20 protein-coding genes, 1 tRNA gene and 1 pseudogene are annotated in these 21,003 nt (G+C 70.8%); 16 read left to right on the forward strand and 6 right to left on the reverse strand.

Going from position 1 to position 21,003, the window contains the following annotated elements; all coding sequences use genetic code 11:
• The first annotated feature begins 132 nt into the window (after window positions 1-132).
• The gene (locus AC07FT_RS04385; protein WP_479173842.1) at window positions 133-1,470 is read left to right on the forward strand and encodes a M6 family metalloprotease domain-containing protein; all 1,338 of its coding nucleotides are present in this window, start codon (window positions 133-135) and stop codon (window positions 1,468-1,470) included.
• Here AC07FT_RS04385 and AC07FT_RS04390 read toward each other — a convergent pair.
• Window positions 1,436-2,065: a TetR family transcriptional regulator gene (locus AC07FT_RS04390; RefSeq protein ID WP_471194559.1), complete on the reverse strand. Its 630-nt coding sequence runs from the start codon at window positions 2,063-2,065 to the stop codon at window positions 1,436-1,438. The two genes, AC07FT_RS04385 and AC07FT_RS04390, sit on opposite strands and share 35 nt — an antisense overlap.
• A gap of 148 nt (window positions 2,066-2,213) precedes the next feature.
• On the opposite strand from AC07FT_RS04390, the gene AC07FT_RS04395 reads away from it, so the two are divergent.
• The 8 genes from AC07FT_RS04395 to AC07FT_RS04430 all read left to right on the forward strand — a co-directional run bounded on the left by AC07FT_RS04395 (window position 2,214) and on the right by AC07FT_RS04430 (window position 10,496).
• Entirely contained in the window at window positions 2,214-2,369 is a 156-nt protein-coding gene (locus AC07FT_RS04395; protein WP_431774860.1) for a hypothetical protein, read from the forward strand.
• A gap of 3 nt (window positions 2,370-2,372) precedes the next feature.
• Window positions 2,373-2,651 carry a DUF4190 domain-containing protein gene (locus tag AC07FT_RS04400; protein WP_479173844.1) on the forward strand — a complete coding sequence of 93 codons (279 nt, stop codon included), beginning with the start codon at window positions 2,373-2,375 and terminating at the stop codon, window positions 2,649-2,651.
• A gap of 367 nt (window positions 2,652-3,018) precedes the next feature.
• A complete protein-coding gene (locus AC07FT_RS04405; protein ID WP_479173846.1) occupies window positions 3,019-4,047 on the forward strand; it encodes an ABC transporter substrate-binding protein in 1,029 nt (342 codons plus the stop codon).
• Between the two features lie 48 nt (window positions 4,048-4,095).
• The gene (locus AC07FT_RS04410) at window positions 4,096-4,977 is read left to right on the forward strand and encodes a siderophore-interacting protein (protein ID WP_479173848.1); all 882 of its coding nucleotides are present in this window, start codon (window positions 4,096-4,098) and stop codon (window positions 4,975-4,977) included.
• A gap of 196 nt (window positions 4,978-5,173) precedes the next feature.
• Window positions 5,174-6,757, forward strand: coding sequence for a pyridoxal phosphate-dependent decarboxylase family protein (locus AC07FT_RS04415; protein ID WP_479173850.1), 1,584 nt, complete (start codon window positions 5,174-5,176; stop codon window positions 6,755-6,757).
• Window positions 6,758-6,790: 33 nt separating this feature from the next.
• The gene (locus AC07FT_RS04420; RefSeq protein WP_479173852.1) at window positions 6,791-8,098 is read left to right on the forward strand and encodes a lysine N(6)-hydroxylase/L-ornithine N(5)-oxygenase family protein; all 1,308 of its coding nucleotides are present in this window, start codon (window positions 6,791-6,793) and stop codon (window positions 8,096-8,098) included.
• Entirely contained in the window at window positions 8,095-8,712 is a 618-nt protein-coding gene (locus AC07FT_RS04425) for a GNAT family N-acetyltransferase (protein WP_479173854.1), read from the forward strand. The genes AC07FT_RS04420 and AC07FT_RS04425 overlap by 4 nt, the downstream gene beginning before the upstream one ends.
• A complete protein-coding gene (locus AC07FT_RS04430) occupies window positions 8,709-10,496 on the forward strand; it encodes an IucA/IucC family protein (protein ID WP_479173856.1) in 1,788 nt (595 codons plus the stop codon). Before AC07FT_RS04425 ends, AC07FT_RS04430 begins: the two co-directional genes overlap by 4 nt.
• Before the next feature lie 96 nt (window positions 10,497-10,592).
• Here the strand turns inward: AC07FT_RS04430 and AC07FT_RS04435 are convergent, their stop codons facing one another.
• The 3 genes from AC07FT_RS04435 to AC07FT_RS04445 all read right to left on the reverse strand — a co-directional run bounded on the left by AC07FT_RS04435 (window position 10,593) and on the right by AC07FT_RS04445 (window position 12,745).
• Window positions 10,593-11,384 carry a hypothetical protein gene (locus tag AC07FT_RS04435; protein ID WP_479173857.1) on the reverse strand — a complete coding sequence of 264 codons (792 nt, stop codon included), beginning with the start codon at window positions 11,382-11,384 and terminating at the stop codon, window positions 10,593-10,595.
• Between the two features lie 5 nt (window positions 11,385-11,389).
• Complete coding sequence (locus AC07FT_RS04440) at window positions 11,390-11,905, reverse strand: SigE family RNA polymerase sigma factor (protein ID WP_479173858.1); 516 nt, start codon at window positions 11,903-11,905, stop codon at window positions 11,390-11,392.
• A 138-nt stretch (window positions 11,906-12,043) separates the two neighbouring features.
• Window positions 12,044-12,745 carry an SMI1/KNR4 family protein gene (locus AC07FT_RS04445; RefSeq protein ID WP_479173859.1) on the reverse strand — a complete coding sequence of 234 codons (702 nt, stop codon included), beginning with the start codon at window positions 12,743-12,745 and terminating at the stop codon, window positions 12,044-12,046.
• Window positions 12,746-12,856: 111 nt separating this feature from the next.
• Between AC07FT_RS04445 and AC07FT_RS04450 the strand changes: the two genes are divergently transcribed.
• The 7 genes and pseudogenes from AC07FT_RS04450 (at window position 12,857) to AC07FT_RS04480 (ending at window position 18,858) form a co-directional block, all read left to right on the forward strand.
• On the forward strand, window positions 12,857-14,008 hold the full coding sequence (locus AC07FT_RS04450; protein WP_479173860.1) for a serine hydrolase domain-containing protein: 1,152 nt from the start codon (window positions 12,857-12,859) through the stop codon (window positions 14,006-14,008).
• A gap of 101 nt (window positions 14,009-14,109) precedes the next feature.
• Window positions 14,110-14,182: transfer RNA gene (locus AC07FT_RS04455), tRNA-Arg, on the forward strand.
• 445 nt (window positions 14,183-14,627) lie between these two features.
• Window positions 14,628-15,068: pseudogene (locus tag AC07FT_RS04460) on the forward strand (hypothetical protein); the annotation flags it as partial.
• 205 nt (window positions 15,069-15,273) lie between these two features.
• Entirely contained in the window at window positions 15,274-15,477 is a 204-nt protein-coding gene (locus AC07FT_RS04465; protein WP_028799214.1) for a cold-shock protein, read from the forward strand.
• A 232-nt stretch (window positions 15,478-15,709) separates the two neighbouring features.
• Window positions 15,710-17,203: a DEAD/DEAH box helicase gene (locus AC07FT_RS04470; protein WP_479173862.1), complete on the forward strand. Its 1,494-nt coding sequence runs from the start codon at window positions 15,710-15,712 to the stop codon at window positions 17,201-17,203.
• 209 nt (window positions 17,204-17,412) lie between these two features.
• Window positions 17,413-17,727, forward strand: coding sequence for an SCO5918 family protein (locus AC07FT_RS04475; RefSeq protein WP_479173864.1), 315 nt, complete (start codon window positions 17,413-17,415; stop codon window positions 17,725-17,727).
• A 780-nt stretch (window positions 17,728-18,507) separates the two neighbouring features.
• Window positions 18,508-18,858: a MerR family transcriptional regulator gene (locus AC07FT_RS04480; RefSeq protein WP_471194617.1), complete on the forward strand. Its 351-nt coding sequence runs from the start codon at window positions 18,508-18,510 to the stop codon at window positions 18,856-18,858.
• Here AC07FT_RS04480 and AC07FT_RS04485 read toward each other — a convergent pair.
• Together AC07FT_RS04485 and AC07FT_RS04490 are read right to left on the reverse strand one after the other, a co-directional pair.
• A complete protein-coding gene (locus AC07FT_RS04485) occupies window positions 18,843-19,157 on the reverse strand; it encodes a DUF5994 family protein (protein WP_479173866.1) in 315 nt (104 codons plus the stop codon). The two genes, AC07FT_RS04480 and AC07FT_RS04485, sit on opposite strands and share 16 nt — an antisense overlap.
• A 56-nt stretch (window positions 19,158-19,213) precedes the next feature.
• Window positions 19,214-20,956: a serine/threonine-protein kinase gene (locus AC07FT_RS04490; RefSeq protein WP_479173868.1), complete on the reverse strand. Its 1,743-nt coding sequence runs from the start codon at window positions 20,954-20,956 to the stop codon at window positions 19,214-19,216.
• Between the last annotated feature and the right edge of the window lie 47 nt (window positions 20,957-21,003).

Consider the following 21,003-nt stretch of genomic DNA (forward strand, 5'->3'; position numbering starts at 1 on the left):
GACTTCCCTTTTTTGTGGGGGGTCTCCCCCACCTTCGCCCGTCCTCCCTCCCCCCCCGGACGAACCGTTTTTTCCCCCCCCCCGTCCGTTTTGGCGTGCGCCCCCCCCCCCCCCGACACACCGTGGTCGGCGATGAGCAAGAGCCGTGAGACCTCTCACCCGCGAATACGCCCGCGAATACGCAGGCCCCGCCGGGGCAGTGCGTTCGCCGCCGCAGCCGTGCTCACGGCGGCGGTGGTGGCCCCGGCGGCGACCCCTCATCCCTCGGCGCCCGCCTCCCCCGAGCGGGCGCCCGCCCTGTCCGCCCGTCCGGCAACCGGCTCACTGGAGCCGTGCACCCTGGCCCCGGCGCACGGCCTCCAGATGTCCGAGGGCATCCCGACCCATCGCGGCTACAGCCGCAGCACCGGGACGGTCCACGCGCTCAACCTCATGATCGATTTCCCCGACGTACACGGCAAGGGCACCGCCCGGGAGCGCTTCGAGGAGTTCTTCCCGCAGACCACGCGCTGGTTCGCGCAGAGTTCGTACGGCCGGCTCGACTACCGTCCCGCGATGCCCATCAAGCGCTGGCTGCGGATGCCGCACTCGTTCAAGTCCTACGGGATCAAGCGCGGCAGTCCGTTCGAGCCCGGTTACCGCAAGCTGGTGGCCGACCTCGCCGAGGCGGCCGATCGCAAGATCGACTTCAGCCGCTACGACCTGGTCAACGTCCTGGTGACACCGAACGCGGGACCGCCCGCCGCCCATGCCGTGCTCTCGGTGACCTACGCCGACAACCAGCGCGCCCCCATCGCCGACGGAGTGCCGCTGGCCAACGTCTCCTTCGTCTACAGCCGCCAGGACGACGGCTCCGGCTCACTGCACCGCACCGGCTACCGGGTGCTGCCGCACGAGAACGGCCATGTCTTCGGACTGCCCGACCTCTACACCCGCGGCGGCGGGGACAAGGTGGGCCACTGGGACGTGATGTCCGAGGACTGGGGCGCCGGCAACGATCTGCTCGCCTGGCACAAGTGGAAGCTGGGCTGGTTCGGTCCCGGCCAGGTGGCCTGCGCCTCCCGGTCCGGCGCCTCGGCCCACACCCTGACCCCGCTGCACCGGGCGGACGGCACCAAGATGGTCTTCGTGCCCGTCTCGGCGTCCACCGGCTACGCCGTCGAGGTGCGGACGGGCGGCGGCAACGACGAGGCGGTCTGCAAACCCGGGGTGCTCATCTCCCGGGTGGACACCCGGGTGGACTCCGGCGGCGGCCCGGTCACCGTCATGGACAGCACGCCCGACGGCCGCGGCTGCACCCGGGAGCGCAATGTCCACCCCGAGCTCAGCGACGCGGCCTTCGGCCCCGGGCAGACCTTCACCGGGACCGCGGGCGGCACCCGGGTCACCGTGCGGGTCACCGGCCAGGACGCCGACGGCGCCTACGGCGTGGAGGTCACCCGTCGCGCCAGTGCCGGCGCCCGAGGCTGATCAGCAGCAGCTGCTTGCGGGCGGTGTCGGCCACCCGGCGCTCCTCCTCCGGACGGTCCGGCGGGACCTCCAGGAACGCGGTCGCGGTCATCACCATGTGGTCGACGTACATCTGGGCGAGGATCCGGACGTCCTCGGCGGACCAGCCCTCCGGCGTCAGCTGCGGAGCGAAGGAGTCCGCCACCTCATCGGCGAACCGGTCCAGTTCGGCGGCGATCGCCTCCCGCACCGGACGGACCCCGCCGTGCCGCTCACGCGCGATGAAGCGGATGTGGGCGGGGTAGCGGCGCACCTGCTCGGCGACCGCCTCGACGGTGGCCTCGATCCGCTCCTGGTCCCCGATCTGGTCGGCGAGTATCGCCCGGATCAGGGCGTGGAGACTGCCCAGCGACTCCTCGACCAGGGCGACGCCCAGGTCGCTCAGATCCCGGAAGTGACGGTAGAAGGCGGCGGGCGCGACCCCCACCACCCGGGTCACCTCCCGCAGCCCCAGACTGCTCAGGCTCTGGTCCTCCAGCAGCCGCAGCCCCGCGTCCAGCAGCGCGCGCCGCGTCTTCTCCTTCTGGGCCTGCCGGACCCCGGACGTGTGACTCATATCATTCAGTAAACAGCTGTTTGCTGACTTTGGCCAGGGGTCCGGGGGGTACTCTGGAAGTCAGTGAACAAGTGTGAATCCAATTGTTCACCGAACGACCACCCGCACGCCATCCGCATCCGGATCCACCCCTTCGAGAGAGGCTCATATGCTCTTCATCGTCGCGGCTCTCGCCCTGATGGGGATCCTGCTGGGCGCGGCGGCACACACCCCGCTCCCGCTGTTCCTCGCCGCATCCGCGGCCATCGGCGTCTGGCTGATGGTCTTCTTCATCCGCGAACGCACCGGGCACAAGGGGAGCTGACCCATGGCACTGACCGCACCCACCCGCACCTCGCCGACCCGGGCACGGAGGGACGCCGACGGCATGGCCGTCGCCTCCTTCATCCTGGGACTCATCGGCACCCTGCTCTTCAACGCCGTCTTCGGGCCGTGCGCCATCGTCCTCGGGACGCTCGCACTCGCCCGGGAGACCGGCCGCCGGGGCCGGGCACTGCTCGGTATCGCGCTCGGCGTCGTGGACGTGATCCTGCTCGTCGTCCTGGTGACCCTGGACCAGTCCGTCTTCTGGCAGTTCGGCGGCTGATCCGCGGCAGACCCGCCCAACACCCCGTGAACGGCACACCACGTGTGCCCGTCGCGGGGTGTTGTGCATGTGATGTCCGTCGCGCTCCGGCGGCGGAAACGGACGGGACGGTTTCACGCCATTGCGGCACGGGCACCGTGCGGAGGAGACCCTCGCGTCCCGCCATGCCCTGATTTGTCGGCCAACTGCCCTGTTTAGCCTGCGAATCAGCCCTGAAAGCCCTTCGGCGCCTCTCGATCACCGGGCGATGAGGGGCCCCGCCCACTGGACAATCTAGTTGGTTAGGCTAACCTAACTACGTCCTCGGGCGGCCGTCCCGTGGTCACGTCCGCTGTGCACCTTGCAATTCGAGAGAAGGCCCGTCTCCATGCGCCACGCCAGAGCACTCCCCCTCTCCCGCCGCGGCCTCCTCGCCGCGGGCGGCGCCGTCGGCCTCGGCGCCCTGGTCACCGCCTGCGGCAGCGAGGACGGTTCGGCTTCCGGCAAGGACGGTAAGGGCAGCGGCTCCTGGTCGTTCACCGATGACCGCAAGAAGAAGATCAGCCTCAAGGGACGCCCCGAGCACGTCGTGGCGTACATCGGTGCCGCGGCCGCGCTCTACGACTTCGGTGTCGACAAGCAGATCACCGGTATCTTCGGTCCCAGCAAGCTCAAGAACGGCAAGCCGGACGTCCAGGCAGGCGACTTCCCCGTGGACCACGCGCAGTCCCTGGGCAACGTCTGGGGGCAGTTCAACGTCGAGAAGTACGCCACGCTCACCCCGGACCTGCTGATCACCAACATGTTCGACCCGGGCGCGCTCTTCTACATCCCGGACGACAGCAAGAAGAAGATCCTGGAACTGGCTCCGAGCGCCGCCATCACCACCGGCCGCGTCTCCATGCTGGAGCCCATCAAGCGCTACGCCGAACTGGCCGAGGCGCTCGGTGCGGACCTCGGCGCCAAGAAGGTCACCGACGCGAAGAAGCGCTTCGAGAAGGCCGCCGAAGAGCTGCGCAAGACGGCCAAATCGCACCGGATCAAGGTCATGGCCTGCTCCGCGAGCGCCGACCTCTTCTATGTCTCCAACCCCGAGGTCAACGCCGACCTGATCTACTTCAGCGAGCTCGGTGTCGACTTCGTCCAGCCCCGCAAGACCGACAAGGGCGGCTACTTCGAGAGCCTCAGCTGGGAGAACGCCGACAAGTACGACGCCGATGTGCTGTTCCTCGACAACCGCACGGCCACCCTCCAGCCCGACGCCCTGACCGGCAAGCCGACCTGGTCCAAGCTGCCCGCCGTCAAGGCCGACCAGATCACCCCCTGGAGCAGCGAGCCGCGGTTCTCCTACGCGGGCGCCGCCCCGCTCATCGAGTCCCTCACCAAGGCGATCCAGGACGCGAAGAAGGTCAGCTGACCCGCCGCCCCGGCCGATCCACGGCAAGCGAAGGGAAGTCCCCCTCCCATGACCACCGCAGCCACCACCACCCCCACCGCCGTCCCGTTCCGCTTCTTCGACGCGCGGGTGGTGCGCACCCGTGTCCTCGGACCGTCCATGGCCCGGATCACCTTCGGCGGCGCGTGTCTGAAGGACTTCGCCACCGGAGGCCGGGACCAGCGCTTCAAACTGTTCCTGCCGCATCCGGGGCAGCCCGCCCCCGTCGTGCCCACCGAGCACGGCGAGGGCTGGTTCGCCGCCTGGCGGGCCATGGACCCGGCCGTCCGCGGGGTCATGCGCTCCTACACCGTGCGCGACCAGCGCCGTGAACCCGACGAGGTCGACGTGGACTTCGCCCTCCACGAGGACGGGGGCCCGGCCGCGCGCTGGGCCGCCCGTGCCGAGGCGGGCGACCGCGTCACCCTGCTCGGCCCCACCGAGGCCGACAACGCGGGCGTGGACTTCCGCCCGCCGCCCGGCACCGACTGGATCCTCCTGACCGCCGACGAGACGGCGCTGCCCGCCGTCGCCGGCAGCCTCCGGTGGCTCCCCCCGGGCACCCCCGCCAAGGTGTGGATCGAGGTCCAGCACGCCGAGGACATCCAGGAACTGCCCACCGTCGCCGACGCCGAGATCACCTGGCTGGTCCGCGACGGCGCCCGGCCCGGCACCCCGCGCCACGCCCTGCTGCTGGACGCCCTGCGCGCCGCGGAACTGCCCCAGGGCACTCCGTACGCCTGGATCGCCGGTGAGGCCGGGACGGTGCGCGAGGTGCGCCGGCACCTGGTCCGCGAACGCGGCTTCGACCGCAGAGCAGTGACCTTCACCGGCTACTGGCGCCTGGGCGCCTGTGAGGAACAGCTCGTCGAGGAAGCCGTGTCGGGCACCGCCCCCGCGGAAGACGACTGACCCCCTCCCGTTCCCCCGCTTCCGCTCCTTCTCGTAATCCCCGTACCCGAGCCCATCCCCCACACCGCTCCCCACCGGCCGACGGACCACTGACCGCCGGTGCGCCCCGGCGCGCCCGGCCCCGCCGGCCGGGGCACCCGCACGCCCGCCCGCAGAGGCACTCCCCCCGCATGCCCGCTTCCAGAAGGGACAGACCGTGAGTTTCCTCGCGCAGACCGCTGAGGACCCCTCGTCGGATTCGATACCCGTGGCGGCGGATGGCAGAGCCCACCTCTTCAACGACCGTACGGCCGAGCGCTACCGCCGCTCCGTGACCGACGGCGTCGATCTGGTGGCCTCCACCGTCGCCCGCACCGACCGCCCGTTCACCGGCGTCACCCCCGCCGAACTGGCCCCGGAGATCTCCGGTATCGACCTGGCACGGCCGCTGGGCGACGCGGACGCCGCGCTCGAGGAACTGAGAAGCGTCTACCTCAAGGACGCCGTCTACTTCCACCACCCCCGCTACCTGGCCCATCTGAACTGCCCGGTGGTGATCCCGGCCCTGCTCGGCGAGGCGGTCCTGTCCGCCGTCAACTCCTCGCTGGACACCTGGGACCAGAGTGCGGGCGGCACCCTGATCGAACGCCGTCTGATCGACTGGACCACCGAGCGCATCGGCCTCGGTGACGCCGCGGACGGCATCTTCACCAGCGGTGGCACCCAGTCCAACCTCCAGGCGATGCTGCTCGCCCGTGACGAGGCGTGCAAACTGGTGGAGAAGGAGGCGGCGGCCACCGGAACCGGTGAGATCCCGCCCAAGTCCGCCATCCTGCCGCGGCTGCGCATCCTCACCTCCGAGGCCAGCCACTTCTCCATCCAGAAGGCAGCCGCCATCCTCGGGCTCGGTTACGAGGCCGTCATCCCGGTCCCCTGCGACCAGGACCGGCGGATGCGCACCGTCGCGCTGGCCCGGGAACTCGACCGCTGCCGCCGGGAGAACCAGGTGGTCATGGCCGTCGTCGCCACCGCCGGGACCACCGACTTCGGCTCCATCGACCCGCTGCCCGAGATCGCCGGACTCTGCTCCCGCTACGGCACCTGGCTGCACGTGGACGCCGCCTACGGCTGCGGACTGCTGGCCTCCCCCACCCGCCGCCACCTGCTGAACGGCATCGAGCGCGCCGACTCGGTCACCGTGGACTACCACAAGTCCTTCTTCCAGCCGGTGAGTTCCAGCGCCGTGCTGGTCCGCGACCGCAGCACGCTCAGCCACGCCACGTACCACGCGGACTATCTCAACCCCGAGCGCAGCGCCAGGAACCTGATCCCCAATCAGGTCGACAAGTCCATCCAGACCACCCGTCGCTTCGACGCGCTCAAACTGTGGCTGACCCTGCGCATCATGGGCGCGGACGCCATCGGCGGCCTCTTCGACGAGGTCGTGGACCGCGCCGCCGAGGGCTGGAGCCTGCTGGACACCGACCCCCGCTACGAGGTGGTCACCCGGCCCCAGCTGTCCACGCTGGTGTTCCGCTATGTCCCGCCCGCCGAGGAGAGTTGCGACCCGGACCTCGTCGACCGGGCCAATCTGCACGCCCGGGAGGCGCTCGCCGCCTCCGGCGAAGCCGTGGTGGCGGGCACCGTCGTCGACGGCCGCCACTACCTGAAGTTCACGCTGCTCAACCCGGAGACCTCACTGGGCGACATCGCGTTCGTCCTGGACCTCCTCGCCGAGCACGCCGGTCAGTACCTGGCCCTGCACATCGAGCCCGAACTCAGCCACTCCCGCGCCAGCTGAGCCGCTGACCGCCGACCCCACTCGGAGACCCCCGTGTCCACCCCGCACACTCTCGACTTCATCGCGGTCGGACTGGGCCCCTACAACCTGGGCCTGGCCTGCCTCACCGAGCCGATCGACGAACTCGACGGCCTGTTCCTGGAGAGCAAGTCCGACTTCGACTGGCATCCGGGCATGCTGCTGGACGGTGTCACCCTCCAGACCCCGTTCATGGCCGACCTGGTCACCCTGGCCGACCCCACCTCGCCGTACTCCTTCCTGAACTACCTGAAGGAGTCGGGGCGGATGTACTCCTTCTACATCCGCGAGATCTTCTACCCGCTGCGCGCCGAGTACAACGACTACTGCCGCTGGGCCGCCGGCAAGCTGCGCAGCGTCCGCTTCGGCCACGAGGTGACCCGGGTCGAGTTCGACGAGGCCGACGGCGTCTACACGGTGCACGCGGTCCGCACCGCCTCCGGTGAGACCGCCACCTACCGCGCCCGCCACCTCGTCCTGGGCACCGGCACTCCACCGTACATCCCCGAGCCCTGCCAGGGCCTGGGCGGCGATCTGCTGCACAACGCGCACTACCTGGAGCACAAGGAAGCCCTCCAGGCCAAGGAGTCCATCACCGTCGTCGGCAGCGGCCAGAGCGCGGCCGAGATCTACCAGGACCTGCTGGCCGACATCGACAGCCACGGCTACCGGCTCAACTGGATCACCCGCTCCCCGCGGTTCTTCCCGCTGGAGTACACCAAGATCACGCTGGAGATGACCTCGCCGGAGTACGTGGACTACTTCCACGCGCTGCCCGAGGACACCCGCTACCGGCTGGAGTCCGAGCAGAAGGGCCTGTTCAAGGGCATCGACGCGGATCTCATCAACGGCATCTACGACCTGCTGTACCAGAAGAGCGTGAGCGGTCCGGTGCCCACCCGGCTGCTGACCAACACCGCGCTCGCCGAGGCCTCGTACGACGAGACGAGCGGGACGTACACCCTCGGGCTGCACCACACCGAGCAGGGCCGGGACTTCTCCCTCACCACCCAGGGGCTGGTCCTCGCCACCGGCTACCGCTATCAGGTGCCCGCCTTCCTGGAGCCGGTGCGCGACCGCATCCGCTGGGACGGCCACGGCCGCTTCGACGTCGCCCGCAACTACAGCATCGACACCACCGGGCGCGGCATCTTCCTCCAGAACGCCGCCACCCACGCCCACAGCCTCACCTCGCCCGACCTGGGCATGGGCCCCTACCGCAACTCGTGGATCATCCGCGAGCTGCTGGGCCGCGAGCACTACCCGATCGAGAAGGCCATCGCCTTCCAGGAGTTCGGCGCCCCGGAAGGAGCCGTGTCATGACCCTCTTCACCCGCGACGACGACCGGCTGGGCGGCTTCGCCCTGCGGCCGCTGGACCCCGCGGCCGACGCGGCGCTGCTGCACGGCTGGGTCACCCACCCCAAGGCGTCCTTCTGGATGATGCAGGACGCCGACCTCGCGGCCGTCGAGCAGGAGTACCGGCGGATCCACGAACACCCGCACCACGAGGCGTTCATCGGGCTGCACGAGGGCCGTCCCGCCTTCCTCGCCGAATGCTACGACCCGGCCCATGTGGACCTGGTGGGGCTCTACGAGCCCCAGGAGGGCGACCTCGGCATGCACTTCCTGTGCGCGCCGACCGAGACCCCGCTGCACGGCTTCACGCTCGCCGTCATCACCACGGTGATGGAGTTCTGCTTCTCCGACCCGGACGTCCGCCGCGTCGTGGTCGAGCCGGACGTCCGCAACGGGGCGGTGCACGCGCTCAACGCCGCCGTCGGGTTCGAGGTCGTCGAGAAGATCGCCAAACCGGAGAAGGACGCCTATCTGAGCGTGTGCACGCGTGAGCGGTTCGAGGCCGTGCGTGCCGCCGGTGCCGCCGACGGCTCCGCCGCCGGAACCCGTCCCCGTACCACCCATGGAGTGACCCGATGAGCCCCCGCGACGCCGTCTCCCACCTCGCACCCGGCCTGTGGGAGCGGGCGGGCCGCCTGCTCATCCGCAAGGCGCTCGCCGAGTTCAGCCACGAGCGGCTGCTGACGCCGGTGCTCGAGGACGACGGCCGCTACGCCGTTCCGAGCGACAACGGCGCCTCGACGTATCGTTTCGCCGCCCGTGTGCTGACGCTGGACCACTGGCTGGTCGACGCCGACAGCATCACCCGCCACGGCCGCGACGGCGCAGAACTCCCCCTCGACGCACTCGACTTCTTCATCGAGATGCGCTCCACGCTGGGGCTGAGCGAGGAGGTCCTGCCGGTCTACCTGGAGGAGATCAGCTCCACCCTGTCCGGCACCGCCTACAAACTGGCCGCCGAGCCGGTGGCCGCCGCGCAGCTCGCCAAGTCCGGCTTCCAGGAGATCGAGACGGGGATGACCGAGGGTCACCCCTGCTTCGTCGCCAACAACGGCCGTCTCGGCTTCGGCGTCCACGAGTACCTCTCCTACGCCCCGGAGACCGCGAGCCCGGTCCAGCTGATCTGGCTCGCCGCCCGCCGCGACCGCTCCACCTTCACCTCCTGCGCCGACCTCGATTACGACACGCTGGTCCGCTCCGAACTGGGCGAGGAGACCCTCGCCCGCTTCGCGGACACCATGACCGGCCTGGGCCTGGACCTGGCCGACTACCACCTGCTGCCGGTGCACCCCTGGCAGTGGTGGAACAAGCTGTCGGTCTCCTTCGCCGCCGAGGTCGCCCGGCAGCACCTGGTCTGCCTCGGCCCCGGCGAGGACGACTACTTCGCCCAGCAGTCGATCCGCACCTTCTTCAACACCAGCGACCCGTCCAAGCACTATGTGAAGACCGCGCTGTCGGTCCTCAACATGGGCTTCATGCGGGGCCTGTCCGCCGCCTACATGGAGGCCACCCCGGCCATCAACGACTGGCTGGCGGGCGTCATCGAGGCCGACGACACCTTCCGCGCGGCGCGCTTCTCGATCATCCGTGAGCGGGCGGCCATCGGCTACCACCACCGGCAGTACGAAGCCGCCACCAACCGCTACTCCCCCTACCGCAAGATGCTCGCCGCGCTGTGGCGGGAGAGCCCCGTCCCCACACTGGAGCCGGGCCAGCGGCTGGCCACCATGGCCTCGCTGCTGCACACCGACACCGACGGCAACTCCTTCGTCAGCGCCCTGATCGAGGAGTCCGGCCGCACCCCGGCCGAGTGGCTGCGCCGCTACCTGGACGCGTACCTCACCCCGGTGCTGCACAGCTTCTACGCGTACGACCTCGTCTTCATGCCGCACGGCGAGAACGCCATCCTCGTCATCGAGGACGGCGCGGTGGGACGCGTGATCTTCAAGGACATCGCCGAGGAGATCGCGGTCATGGACCCGTCCGCGGTGCTGCCCCCGGCCGTCGAGCGCATCCGCGCGGACGTGCCCGAGGACATGAAGCTGCTGTCGGTCTTCACCGATGTCTTCGACTGCTTCCTGCGCTTCCTCAATGGGATCCTGGTCGACGACGGTCTGCTGACGGAGGACGCCTTCTGGCGCACGGTGGCCGACTGCGTCACCGCGTACCAGGAGTCCGCCCCGCAGCTCGCGGACAAGTTCGCCCAGTACGACCTGTTCGCCGAGGACTTCGCGCTGTCCTGCCTCAACCGCCTCCAGCTGCGCAACAACAAGGAGATGGTGGACCTCCAGGACCCGGCCGGAGCCCTCCAGCTGATCGGCACCCTGCGCAACCCGATCGCGCGCTTCCGCCCGGCGGACTGAGCCGGGGGAACGAACGGGCCGGGCCCCGCCCCAGGAACGGTCTCCTGGGGCGGGGCCCGGCTCATGCCCGCGCCCGGAGCGGGGCTCTCGGGGACCTCACCGCCCGGGGAAGACCGCCGTCCGCAGGACGGACCGCGTCTGGGCGAGCGTGACGGCGGACGGGCGGTGGAGACAGGCCGAGGCGAGCACCAGCTCATCCCCCGCGCGCCCCGCGCCCTCCTCCACCGGGCGCCAGCCCGTCAACTCCCGCGTACCGCCCGCCGCCCGGCAGGACCGGCCCGGACCTGTGGCCATGAGCTGCGCCCGCGCACCGCCCTCCCCCACATGGCCGCGCTGCAACCGGAAGACGATCAGGCCCTCCCCGGGCCGCAGCGCCGACCGGCGCACGCAGTACCGCTGGACGTCGGGGCACGGGGTGGCCCCGGAGGACGCGGACGACGCCTCCGATGACGACACCTCCGACGACACCGACACGGCCGACGGCCGCGTACCGGCCAGCCCCACCGGATCGCGCCCCGGCCGCACCGGCAGCGCCCGTCCGCTCCAGCCGTCCGGCAGCCGGACCGTCATCCCCGCCAGCGCGGCGAAGCGGAACGTACCGGCGGTGGCCGCCGAGCGCGGAGCGGCGTTCGGGCGGTAGACGGCCTCGTCCCCGCCCCGGACCGGGGCCACCACATTGATGACCGTCAGGGCGGCGACCGCTCCCCCGGCCAGCCCGGCGACCCGCCGGCGTCGGCGCCGCAGCACCCGTTCCCGCACCCGCAGCATGCGGTCGGCGGGCGCGCCGGGCCGCGGAACGGTCCGTTCGAGCAGCGCCCTCAGCTCCCGCTCGTCATGTGTCGCCCCGTGCCGCACCGGCTCGTCCCGCGCCGGTCGCTCACCACCCACGCCCGTCACCACCCTCGCCCTCCGCCTTCCACCGATTCGGTCCGCGGCACCAGCGACTGCAAGGTGCGCAACGCTTTCGACGCCTGGCTCTTGACGGTGCCCGCGGTGCACCCCAGCACCTCGGCGGTGTCCTCGACGCTCAGGTCCTCGAAGTACCGCAGCACCACCACCGCCCGCTGCCGCCCCGGAAGCAGCCGTACCGCGGCGGCCAGCGACTGTTCCAGGTCCACGCTCTCGAAGGGGTCCGGTACGGCGGTCACGTCCGGCAGCTCGTCATGCGGGACCTCGCTGCGCCAGCGCCGCCGCCACCAGGAGGCGTGCGTATTGACCAGGGCCCTGCGGACGTATGCCTCCGGGTTGTCGGCCGCGATCCGCCGCCACTTCGGCCAGACCTTCGCCAGTACGGTCTGGAGCAGGTCCTCGGCCAGATGGGCGTCCCCGGTCAGCAGCCACGCGACGCGCAGCAGCCGCGGTCCGCGCGCGGCCACGAACTCCTCGAAGCCCGGTGTCGCAGCGCTCACCGCGGTCTCCTCGCCTCGTGCCCGTGTCCGCACCGTCACTTCTCCACATGGTGGACGGCGCGGGGCACGAATCGGGGCGGCCCGGGGCCGGGTGTCCCCCGACCGGCGGTCAAGAACACCCGGCGCGGCGGTCGGACGTCAGTCCACGCCCTCGGCCGGGGCCGCCCACGCCCGGCGTTCGGCCGCCGCGAGCCAGCCGAGGTACCACTCGGCGAAGGTCAGCCGTTCGCTTCCCGCACGCTGGATGGGCTGCACCCCCTCGCCGACGGCCCGGACGTCGTCCCACACGGTGCCGCGCTCGGGGCCGGTGACGGCGAGGAGGGTGTAGTAGGCACAGCCCTGGGAGCTGATGTACAGGGCGCCCTCGGTGAGTTGGTCACGCAGCTCGTCGTCCCGCCGGTCCCAGACGTGATGGGCCGCCCGGAACGTCTCGTCGTCGGGGTAGGCGTCGCGCCGCGGCTCGGCCTCCTCGTGGGCGTCGAGGAGTTCCCCCACGGCGGCGGGCCGGAAGGTCCGCCGCAGCTGTCCGGACGCGGTGGCGGCCTTCTCCGCGCCGCCCTCCTCCGCGCCGGGTGCCGGCAGCGGGAACAGTCCGTAGTCCGGCCCGGCCCCGCCCGCTCCGACCTCCAGCAGGAAGCCGCGGTACTCCTCGGGGAGCGTGACGCCCCACACCCGCTCGGTGGCGAGCAGCTCGGCCTCGGTCAGGGGCGGTCGCAGCTCGAAGCCGTGCCCCGACTTCCCCCACGTCGCCCCGAAGACCTTCGACGCCCCCGGCGCCTCCCGCAGCGCGAGCACGCGCTCGCGGACCCCCGTCCATGTCCCGCTCATGGTTCCGCTCATGGACGCGACGGTATCGCCGCAGCTCGGGGCGGGTCCGATGAATTTCCTCCGCGCCAGGGGTCCACCCTTCACCGGCCCGTCCCAGCCCTGCCCGCACTCGAAGGAGCCCCGATGTCCTCCCTGCGCGACCTCCTCCAGTCCCATGTCGACGACGGACCGCTGCCGGGAGCGGTGGCGCTGGTGGCGCGAGGCGACGAGGTGGAGGCGGCGGCCGTCGGCACCACGGAGCTCGTTGGCGGCACGCCGATGGCCCGGGACACGATCTTCCGGATCGCCTCGATGACCAAGCCGATCACGGCAGCGGCGGTGATGACGCTGGTGGACGAGGGCCGGATCGCGATGGAGGACCCGATCGCGCGCTGGCTCCCTGAGCTGTCGTCCCCGTCGGTCGTCCGCACGCCCGCGAGCCCGGTCGACGACGTGGTCCCGGCCGCCCGGCCGATCACCGTGGCCGATCTGCTCACCTCACGTACGGGCCACGGCTTCCCCGCCGACTTCTCCCTCCCCGCCCTCGCCCCGCTCTTCAGCGAACTGAAGCAGGGCCCGCCCCAGCCCCAGCACGTCGCGCCACCGGACGCCTGGATGGCCGCCCTCTCCCGTATCCCCCTGCTGCACCAGCCCGGCGACGCCTGGCTCTACAACCTCTCCTCCGACCTCCAGGGCGTCCTGATCGCCCGCGTCACGGACCGGCCCCTCCCCGAGTACCTGGCGGAACGGCTCTTCGAACCCCTCGCCATGACCGACACCGCCTTCGCGGTCCCACCCCACGCGCTGGACCGCTTCACCGGCTACTACGGCGCCGACGCGTCCGGCGCCCCACAGCTCCTCGACGCCCCCGACGGCCAGTGGAGCACCCCTCCGGCCCTCCCTTCCGGCGCCGGGGGCCTGGTCTCCACCGCCGACGACTGGCTCGCCTTCGCCCGTATGCTCCTCGCCGACGGCACGGCCCCCGACGGCCGCCGCGTCCTCACCCCGGCCTCGGTCGCCCGGATGACCACCGACCACCTCACCCCGGCCCAGCGCGAGGCGGGCGCCCTGTTCCTGGAGGGCCAGGGCTGGGGCTACGGCGGCTCGGTCGACATCACCCCCGCCGACCCCTGGAACGTCCCGGGCCGCTACGGCTGGGTCGGCGGCACGGGTACGGCGGGCCACCTCATCCCCACCACCGGGGCGGTCACGATCCTCCTCACCCAGCTCCAGATGTCCGGCCCCACCCCGCCCCCACTGACCCGCGCCTTCTGGCACCACGCCGCCACGGCCTGACCCCGCCCATCCGCAAACCCCCGCGGCCTCCCGATCACCACCCGCTACACTGTCTGGCGGCGGCACGGCCCTCACCGGCCACCCTGCCGCCAGACCGTCGGGCCTCCGTAGCTCAGGGGATAGAGCACCGCTCTCCTAAAGCGGGTGTCGCAGGTTCGAATCCTGCCGGGGGCACAGCGAAATGCCTGGCCATAGGCCCTTCCGCCCAACAGGCGGGAGGGCCTTCGCACGCGCCGGAGCAAGCAGAGATGCCCGATGCGGCCGGTCGCCCCCGCGACGTGGTCCGGGACGCCGTCAGTGTGCCGCAGGCCCGGAAACCGTTGGCCACGGCGGAGGGTCACGAGCGCGACGGCACCTTCGGCGAACTCCTCACCCGCACGGCGCCACTGGGCCGCGGAGGCCGCGCCCATCCCTCCGGCGCTCAACTTCTCTCGCTCGTCCCGATGATGCCCAACGCGGGGACGAGCGCCCGCCGAAGCGTGTCGCCATGGCACCCGCAACACCACATGGAGAAGCGCTCGCTGCCCGACCACCACGATGAACTCCCGGCCGGCCGGCAAGAGGTGACCACCACTGTCACCCAGCCGGCAAGGTATCCCGCCGGACCGTCCAAGGACGGGGCCAGTGGGCCAGCGCAGGGCACCCGCCGACGATCCTCGTCCACAACCACCGTGTCGCGGGCCGCCTGGACGCCCCGACGCCCCTCCCTGTCGGCCCGGGCGGTGCGGAGCCGCGGATCAGCGAACCGGGACGTGAGCGCGGGGACCGCGTCCTCTGCTTCAGCGACCGGGTGAGGCCGCGTGCCGCCGCGGCGGTGGCCGACGTGCTGCGGGTGCGGGCGGTCCCGTCCGGCTACCTGCCGGCCACCGGCCCTCGCGCTCTTCGCGGGGGATGTGACCTTCATCGCGATAGTGGAGCTTCGGCGCGTTCGGCGCTGTGCCATCCGCTGACGATGGTGGCAGCGGCACATCTCCCGTCGGCGGAGGTCATGGGGCTGTGGGCGGAAGCGCACGGCAGAAGGGCCGCTCCGCGGCGAGCAATATCTATGTCCGCGACATGAGAAATAGACGCCGGGCACGGCAAGTATTCCTCGACCGTCGACCGGCTCGGAATTATCGACCGCGCAGGGCTGGTTGCACCGTGCTACTGTCGATCTCAGTTGCAGGTGTGGTTGCCAGAAGGTTCATTTCCGACGGGTTAATCATCACGGCGACACGGAATTCGCACAGGGCAAATTCCTGACACCGCCCCGAAGGAGAAATAAAATGGCTACTGGCACCGTGAAGTGGTTCAACGCGGAAAAGGGCTTTGGCTTCATCGAGCAGGACGGCGGCGGCGCCGACGTCTTCGCCCACTACTCGAACATCGCCACCCAGGGCTTCCGCGAGCTGCTGGAAGGCCAGAAGGTGTCGTTCGACATCGCTCAGGGCCAGAAGGGCCCGACGGCCGAGAACATCGTTCCCGCCTGACACCGGCGCTGACGCAGACTTCGCAGCTGGGGCCCGCACCTCTGAGGTGCGGGCCCCAGCTCGCCGCTTTTCAGGGCGCGCGACGGGAAGGCTCCGCCACATCACCGACCCGGTGGAGCATTCCCCGTCGCTCCGACTCGCCCCATATCGACTTCGGCCCGTCTCGAAATTCTCTGCGCCGCTCATCTGCTGCGGGAATTCCTTGCTACGTGCCCGTCAAGGAAGGTTCCGCATGCAGCGTGCCCGTACATCCCGCACAAATGACCGCTTCGGAGGAGGCACCGGCGGCAGCCGATCCGGTGGTCCGCGCCGTTCCAAAGGCTACGGAAATCGACAGCCCGGACGAGCCGTACAGGGCGAGTTCGCGCCCCCGAAGACGATCACACCCCCGCTGCCCGCCGTCGGGGCGTTCGCCGATCTCGCCATGCCTGCACAGCTGTTGGCCGCGCTCGGCCACGAAGGCGTGACCGAACCCTTCCCGATCCAGGCGGCGACCTTGCCGAACTCCCTGGCCGGTCGTGACGTACTCGGCCGTGGCCGCACCGGCTCGGGCAAGACCCTCGCCTTCGGCCTCGCCGCACTGGCCCGTACGGCGGGGCGGCGTGCCGAGCCACGGCAGCCGCTCGCCCTCATCCTCGTCCCCACCCGCGAGCTCGCCCAGCAGGTCACCGACGCGCTCACTCCGTACGCCCGCTCCGTGAGCCTGCGGATGACCGCCGTCGTCGGAGGGATGTCCATCGGCAAGCAGGCCGGTGCGCTGCGTGCCGGGGCCGAGGTGGTCGTCGCGACGCCCGGGCGGCTCAAGGACCTCATCGACCGGGGCGACTGCCGGCTGGGCGACGTCGCCATCACGGTCCTCGACGAGGCCGACCAGATGGCCGACATGGGCTTCATGCCTCAGGTCACCGCCCTGCTCGACCAGGTACGTCCCGACGGGCAGCGGATGCTCTTCTCGGCCACCCTGGACCGCAACGTCGACCTGCTGGTCCGCCGCTACCTGACGGATCCGGTCGTGCACTCCGTCGACCCGTCAGCGGGCGCGGTCACCACGATGGAGCACCACGTACTCCATGTTCACGAAGCGGACAAGCACCGGACGACCACCGAGATCGCGGCGCGAGACGGTCGAGTGATCATGTTCCTCGACACCAAGCACGCGGTGGACCGGCTGACCAAGCACCTGCTGAGCAACGGTGTGCGCGCCGCGGCCCTGCACGGTGGCAAGTCCCAGCCGCAGCGCACGCGGACCCTGGCCCAGTTCAAGAGCGGGCATGTGACGGTCCTGGTGGCCACCAACGTCGCGGCGCGCGGGATCCACGTCGACAACCTCGATCTCGTCGTCAATGTGGATCCGCCCAGCGACCACAAGGACTACCTGCACCGGGGCGGTCGTACGGCCCGTGCGGGCGAGTCCGGCAGCGTCGTCACCCTGGTGACCCCTGATCAGCGTCGCGACATGAGCCGGCTGATGACTGCGGCGGGCATCACCCCCCGGATCGCCCGGGTGCGGTCGGGTGAGGCGGAGCTGAGCCGCATCACAGGTGCCCAGGCCCCTTCCGGTGTCCCGGTCGTCATCACGGCGCCGGACGCGGAACGTCCCCGCGGCACGTCTCCCTCGTCCCGGGGCCGTCGGGGCCGCAGGGGCCGCGCCGGACAGGTCCGGCCCGTCGGCGAAGCGGCGCGCCGCAGGGCTCAGCGGCGGCCCGGCTTCGGCTCGGCCGCCTAGAGCCGCTCTTCCGGCTCGCCGTTCTCCGCGGCAGCCCCACCTGCACGGACCGGATCCGTCTACGGGACATCTTCGTCGGGCCGTTCACCGCACCCGGTGCTCGGCCCGATGCCGTCGGGGAGCATGGCCGGACCCCGGGCGTCCTCACCCCTCGCCCGCTGATCCGCCTCGCCCGTTCGGCCCGTTCCCCTTCTCCTCTGTGAGGCATCATGCGCTGTGTCATCGCCCGGTACCCGTTCGAGCTCACCAGGAACGGGGTGCTGGCCTCGATGAAGGGCATCATTCCCGAGCTCGTCGCGGGTGAGTCCGTGACCATCGGCCGTCGCCGCTACCCGGTCAAGCAAGTGGGCCAGGTCATCACCCGACAGGACCGCCGCGACTTCACCAGCGGCGAAGTCGTCCGGGCCATGACCCGCCTCGGTTTCACCTGCACCGCCCACCCCGACACCGCGCCGGTGTGCGTCCCCACTCCGCTCCAGACCGCTTCGGCGCTGCTCGGAGGCACCGCCACCCCGAAGGTGTGAACACAGGCGGCAAACCGCCATCAAGGACCCGGTGAGGGCCCTGCCGACGCGCGTCGGCAGGGCCCTCACCGTCGTATCGCCGCCCCACCCGTACGAAACTCCTGGTCGAGCGGAGGGGCGAAGCGGCGCCTCACGCCCACCGTGGCCGAGACGAACGCAGCCTGCAGGACCGCAGGGCCCACGACCACGCTCTCGCCGCCCACGACCACGTGTTCCACCCGTCATCGCAGGCCACAGGAGACCTGTGGCTCCCGAGCGCTAAAATCTACTCTTGTCAGAGTAGACATCGACCCCTAGCTCGGTTACTGTTTTTCTCGTTGACACGGTCAAGCGAGACCCGGCAGACACGAACTGGCGGGTAGCAGTATGTAAGTCCGCAGGTCAGTGCGGCTCTGGAGCTCCGAAGCCAAGGTGTTCGCAGAACGGTGACGGGGCTGAGAGCCGGACTGGGCAGCCCGCAGGTCGAGGGGCTGCCGAAAGGATCACCGAGCAGTACCGCAGTGCCCGTTCACCCAGTGGTCGGCAAAAAGGACGGAGGAGCAGACGCCATCAGGATCGCCCGGCCGGGGAAGCTCTCGGTCCGGGTACCGCAAGACCCCGGAATGGATGGTGGTCCCCGGTCACGCAGTCACGATCCCCGCACCCCTCCCCTTGCAGGGCCGGGTAGCGGAAACAGAAGGTCGGCAGAGCATCAGCGCCGACAGATGGTGTTGAATTCCCTTCGGGGCCTTGGTGCCGTACGGCACCAGGGCCCCTCGACGCGTTGCACAACGAGGTGACATGGCAGCAAATACTCCACTCAACGGTCGTCTGGACGATGACGACTACCCCGCATACACCATGGGCCGGGCCGCCGAGATGCTCGGCACCACCCCGGGCTTCCTCCGAGCCATCGGTGAGGCTCGCCTGATCACTCCGCTGCGCTCGGAGGGCGGACATCGCCGCTACTCCCGCTACCAGCTGCGGATCGCCGCCCGCGCCCGCGAGCTCGTTGACAGGGGAACCCCGATCGAGGCTGCTTGCCGCATCGTCATCCTCGAGGACCAGCTCGAGGAGGCTCAGCGCATCAACGCCGAGTACCGCCGTGCCGCGAACGAAGCGGCCGACCGCCCCCGTCACGATTCGAGTTGATCACCTGGCACGGGCAGGGGGAGGAGCCGTTCCTCGCGGGTCTGGACCTGCGTTTTCCTGCGGAGTGCACATGGCGTGCCCGTAGAGGCGGCCACGGCCGCGGTGTCCAGCCCGACGCGGGTCACGGGGCCCAGATGTGTGATGCGGGGACCCAGCGGCGCGGGTAGCTCAGCACCGATGTCGCGTGACCGCGGCCACCACGCACCGTCGAGGACACCCTCGCGTGGTTCGGTCGTCTCCAGCGGCTCGTAGAGCACCTGTACCTTCGGGTGCGTCGTGTCGACCAGGAGGGTGGCCACGTCATCGTCACGTGGCGGCTCCGGAAGCGGCAACGGGGGGCGTCAGCCCCCGGCGGTCACGCCCCGCCGTCGTCCCGGCGGAAGTCCGGGGGCCGGCGCGGGGAGCCCGGGGTCTCGAAGGACTCCAGGGCTTCCAGGACGTCCTGGACCCGGGAGATCTCGGCGTTGATGTCCTCACGGCGGCGCAGCACCAACTGCAGCTCCCGGCGGCCCTGTTCGATCGTGAGCTCGGCCTCGCGCTGCGCTGCGATCCGGAGTTCGGCGGCCTCGCGGAGGGCCGCGGATCGCTTGTCCTCGGCTTCCTTGAGCAGGGTCTCGGCCTTCCTCACGGCCTTGATGCGCACCGAGGCGGCCTCGGTCTCGGCGGCTCGGACGACCGCCTTGGCCTTCGTCTGCGCCTCGGCGAGCTCTTCCTCGGCGGCACGGACGAGGGCGTCGGTGCGGTCGCCGGCCGATCTCAGGGACTTGGCGACCTCCCGCGCGGCCAGTTCGCGCAGTTCGTCGATCTCGGCCTGGGTGCGGAGGAGGGCCGTGTCGTCGGCCCTCGCCCTGGCCGGTTTCGAGGAGGACTTGGCCGCCTCCTCGATCCGCTGGACCGCCTCCTGCCACGCCTCCCCGTGCTGCCTCTGGCTCGCTTCCGCCGCCTCACGGAGCTGCCGGGACTCCCGCTCGGCCGTCCCCACGATCTCGTCGGCGCGCCGCTTCGCCTCGTCGAGCAGGCGCAGCGCCTCGGTCTCCGCCTCCACCACACGGCCGCGGGCCGAGGCCAGCAGTTCCTCGCTCTGTGTCCCGGCCCGTTCCGTCTCGTGGTCGGCCTCGGCCCGGAGGGTGGCGCTGTAGGTCTCCGTCGAGCGCCAGACCTGCCACGCACGTTCCAGGAGGCGGGCGGAGAGGGTGTCGGTGTAGCCGAGTTGGACGATGTCGAGGGGGTTCTGTTCGGGCAGGGTGACGACGTGGTCGACGAGCAGGGTGCTCAGTGCGGCGTGGACGGCCGCGGCGTCCTCGGGGCGGTCCTCGGGGCGTTTGGCCAGCAGGCTCAGGGTGAGTTCGTCGAGGGACCGCGGGAGACCCTCGACGAGATCGGCCGGTGCCACCGGTTCGGCCTCCGCCTGCATCCGCAGGACCGCCAGCGGGCTGGTGCCGGTGAAGGGCGGGCGGCCGGTGAGGACGTGGTAGAGGAGGCAGCCCAGGGAGTACAGGTCACTGCGGTGGTCGATCTCGCGCAGGCCCTCGGCCTGTTCGGGGGACATATAGGGAGGCGAGCCGACCAGGGCGCCGGTGACGGTGAGTTCGTGGATGCTCATGGTGTCGCCCAGGAACTTGGCGACACCGAAGTCGAGCACTTTGACGGCACCTTCGGGGGTGAGCAGGACATTGGCGGGCTTGATGTCCCGGTGGATCACGTCCCGGCTGTGCGCGGCGTGCAGGGCCTGGGCGATCTGCCGGGCCCATCCGACGGCGACCGGCCACGGGGGCGTGGACTCCTTGAGCCGCTGGCGGAGGGAGACACCGCGGACGAGCTCCATCACGAAGTAGAGGGTCCGGCGTCCGCTGATGGGCTCTTCGCCCCAGTCGTGGACGGTGACGATGTTCGGATGGGACAGCCGTCCGGCCAGCCGCACCTCGCGCTGGAACCTGGCCTGTGTCTCGCCCTCCTCCCCCAGGGGCAGCGAGTGGACGAGTTTGACCGCCACATCGCGCCGCATCCGTTCGTCCTGGGCGGACCAGACCTCGCCCATGCCGCCGACGCCGAGTCGTTCGCCGATGCGGAAGCGATCAGCGAGAAGTACGCCCTGCACCCCGTTCCCTCCCTCGCCCGGACCCCACGCCGCCGGACGGCGGCGGC

It is taken from the genome of Streptomyces sp. NPDC045899 (genome assembly GCF_056431485.1).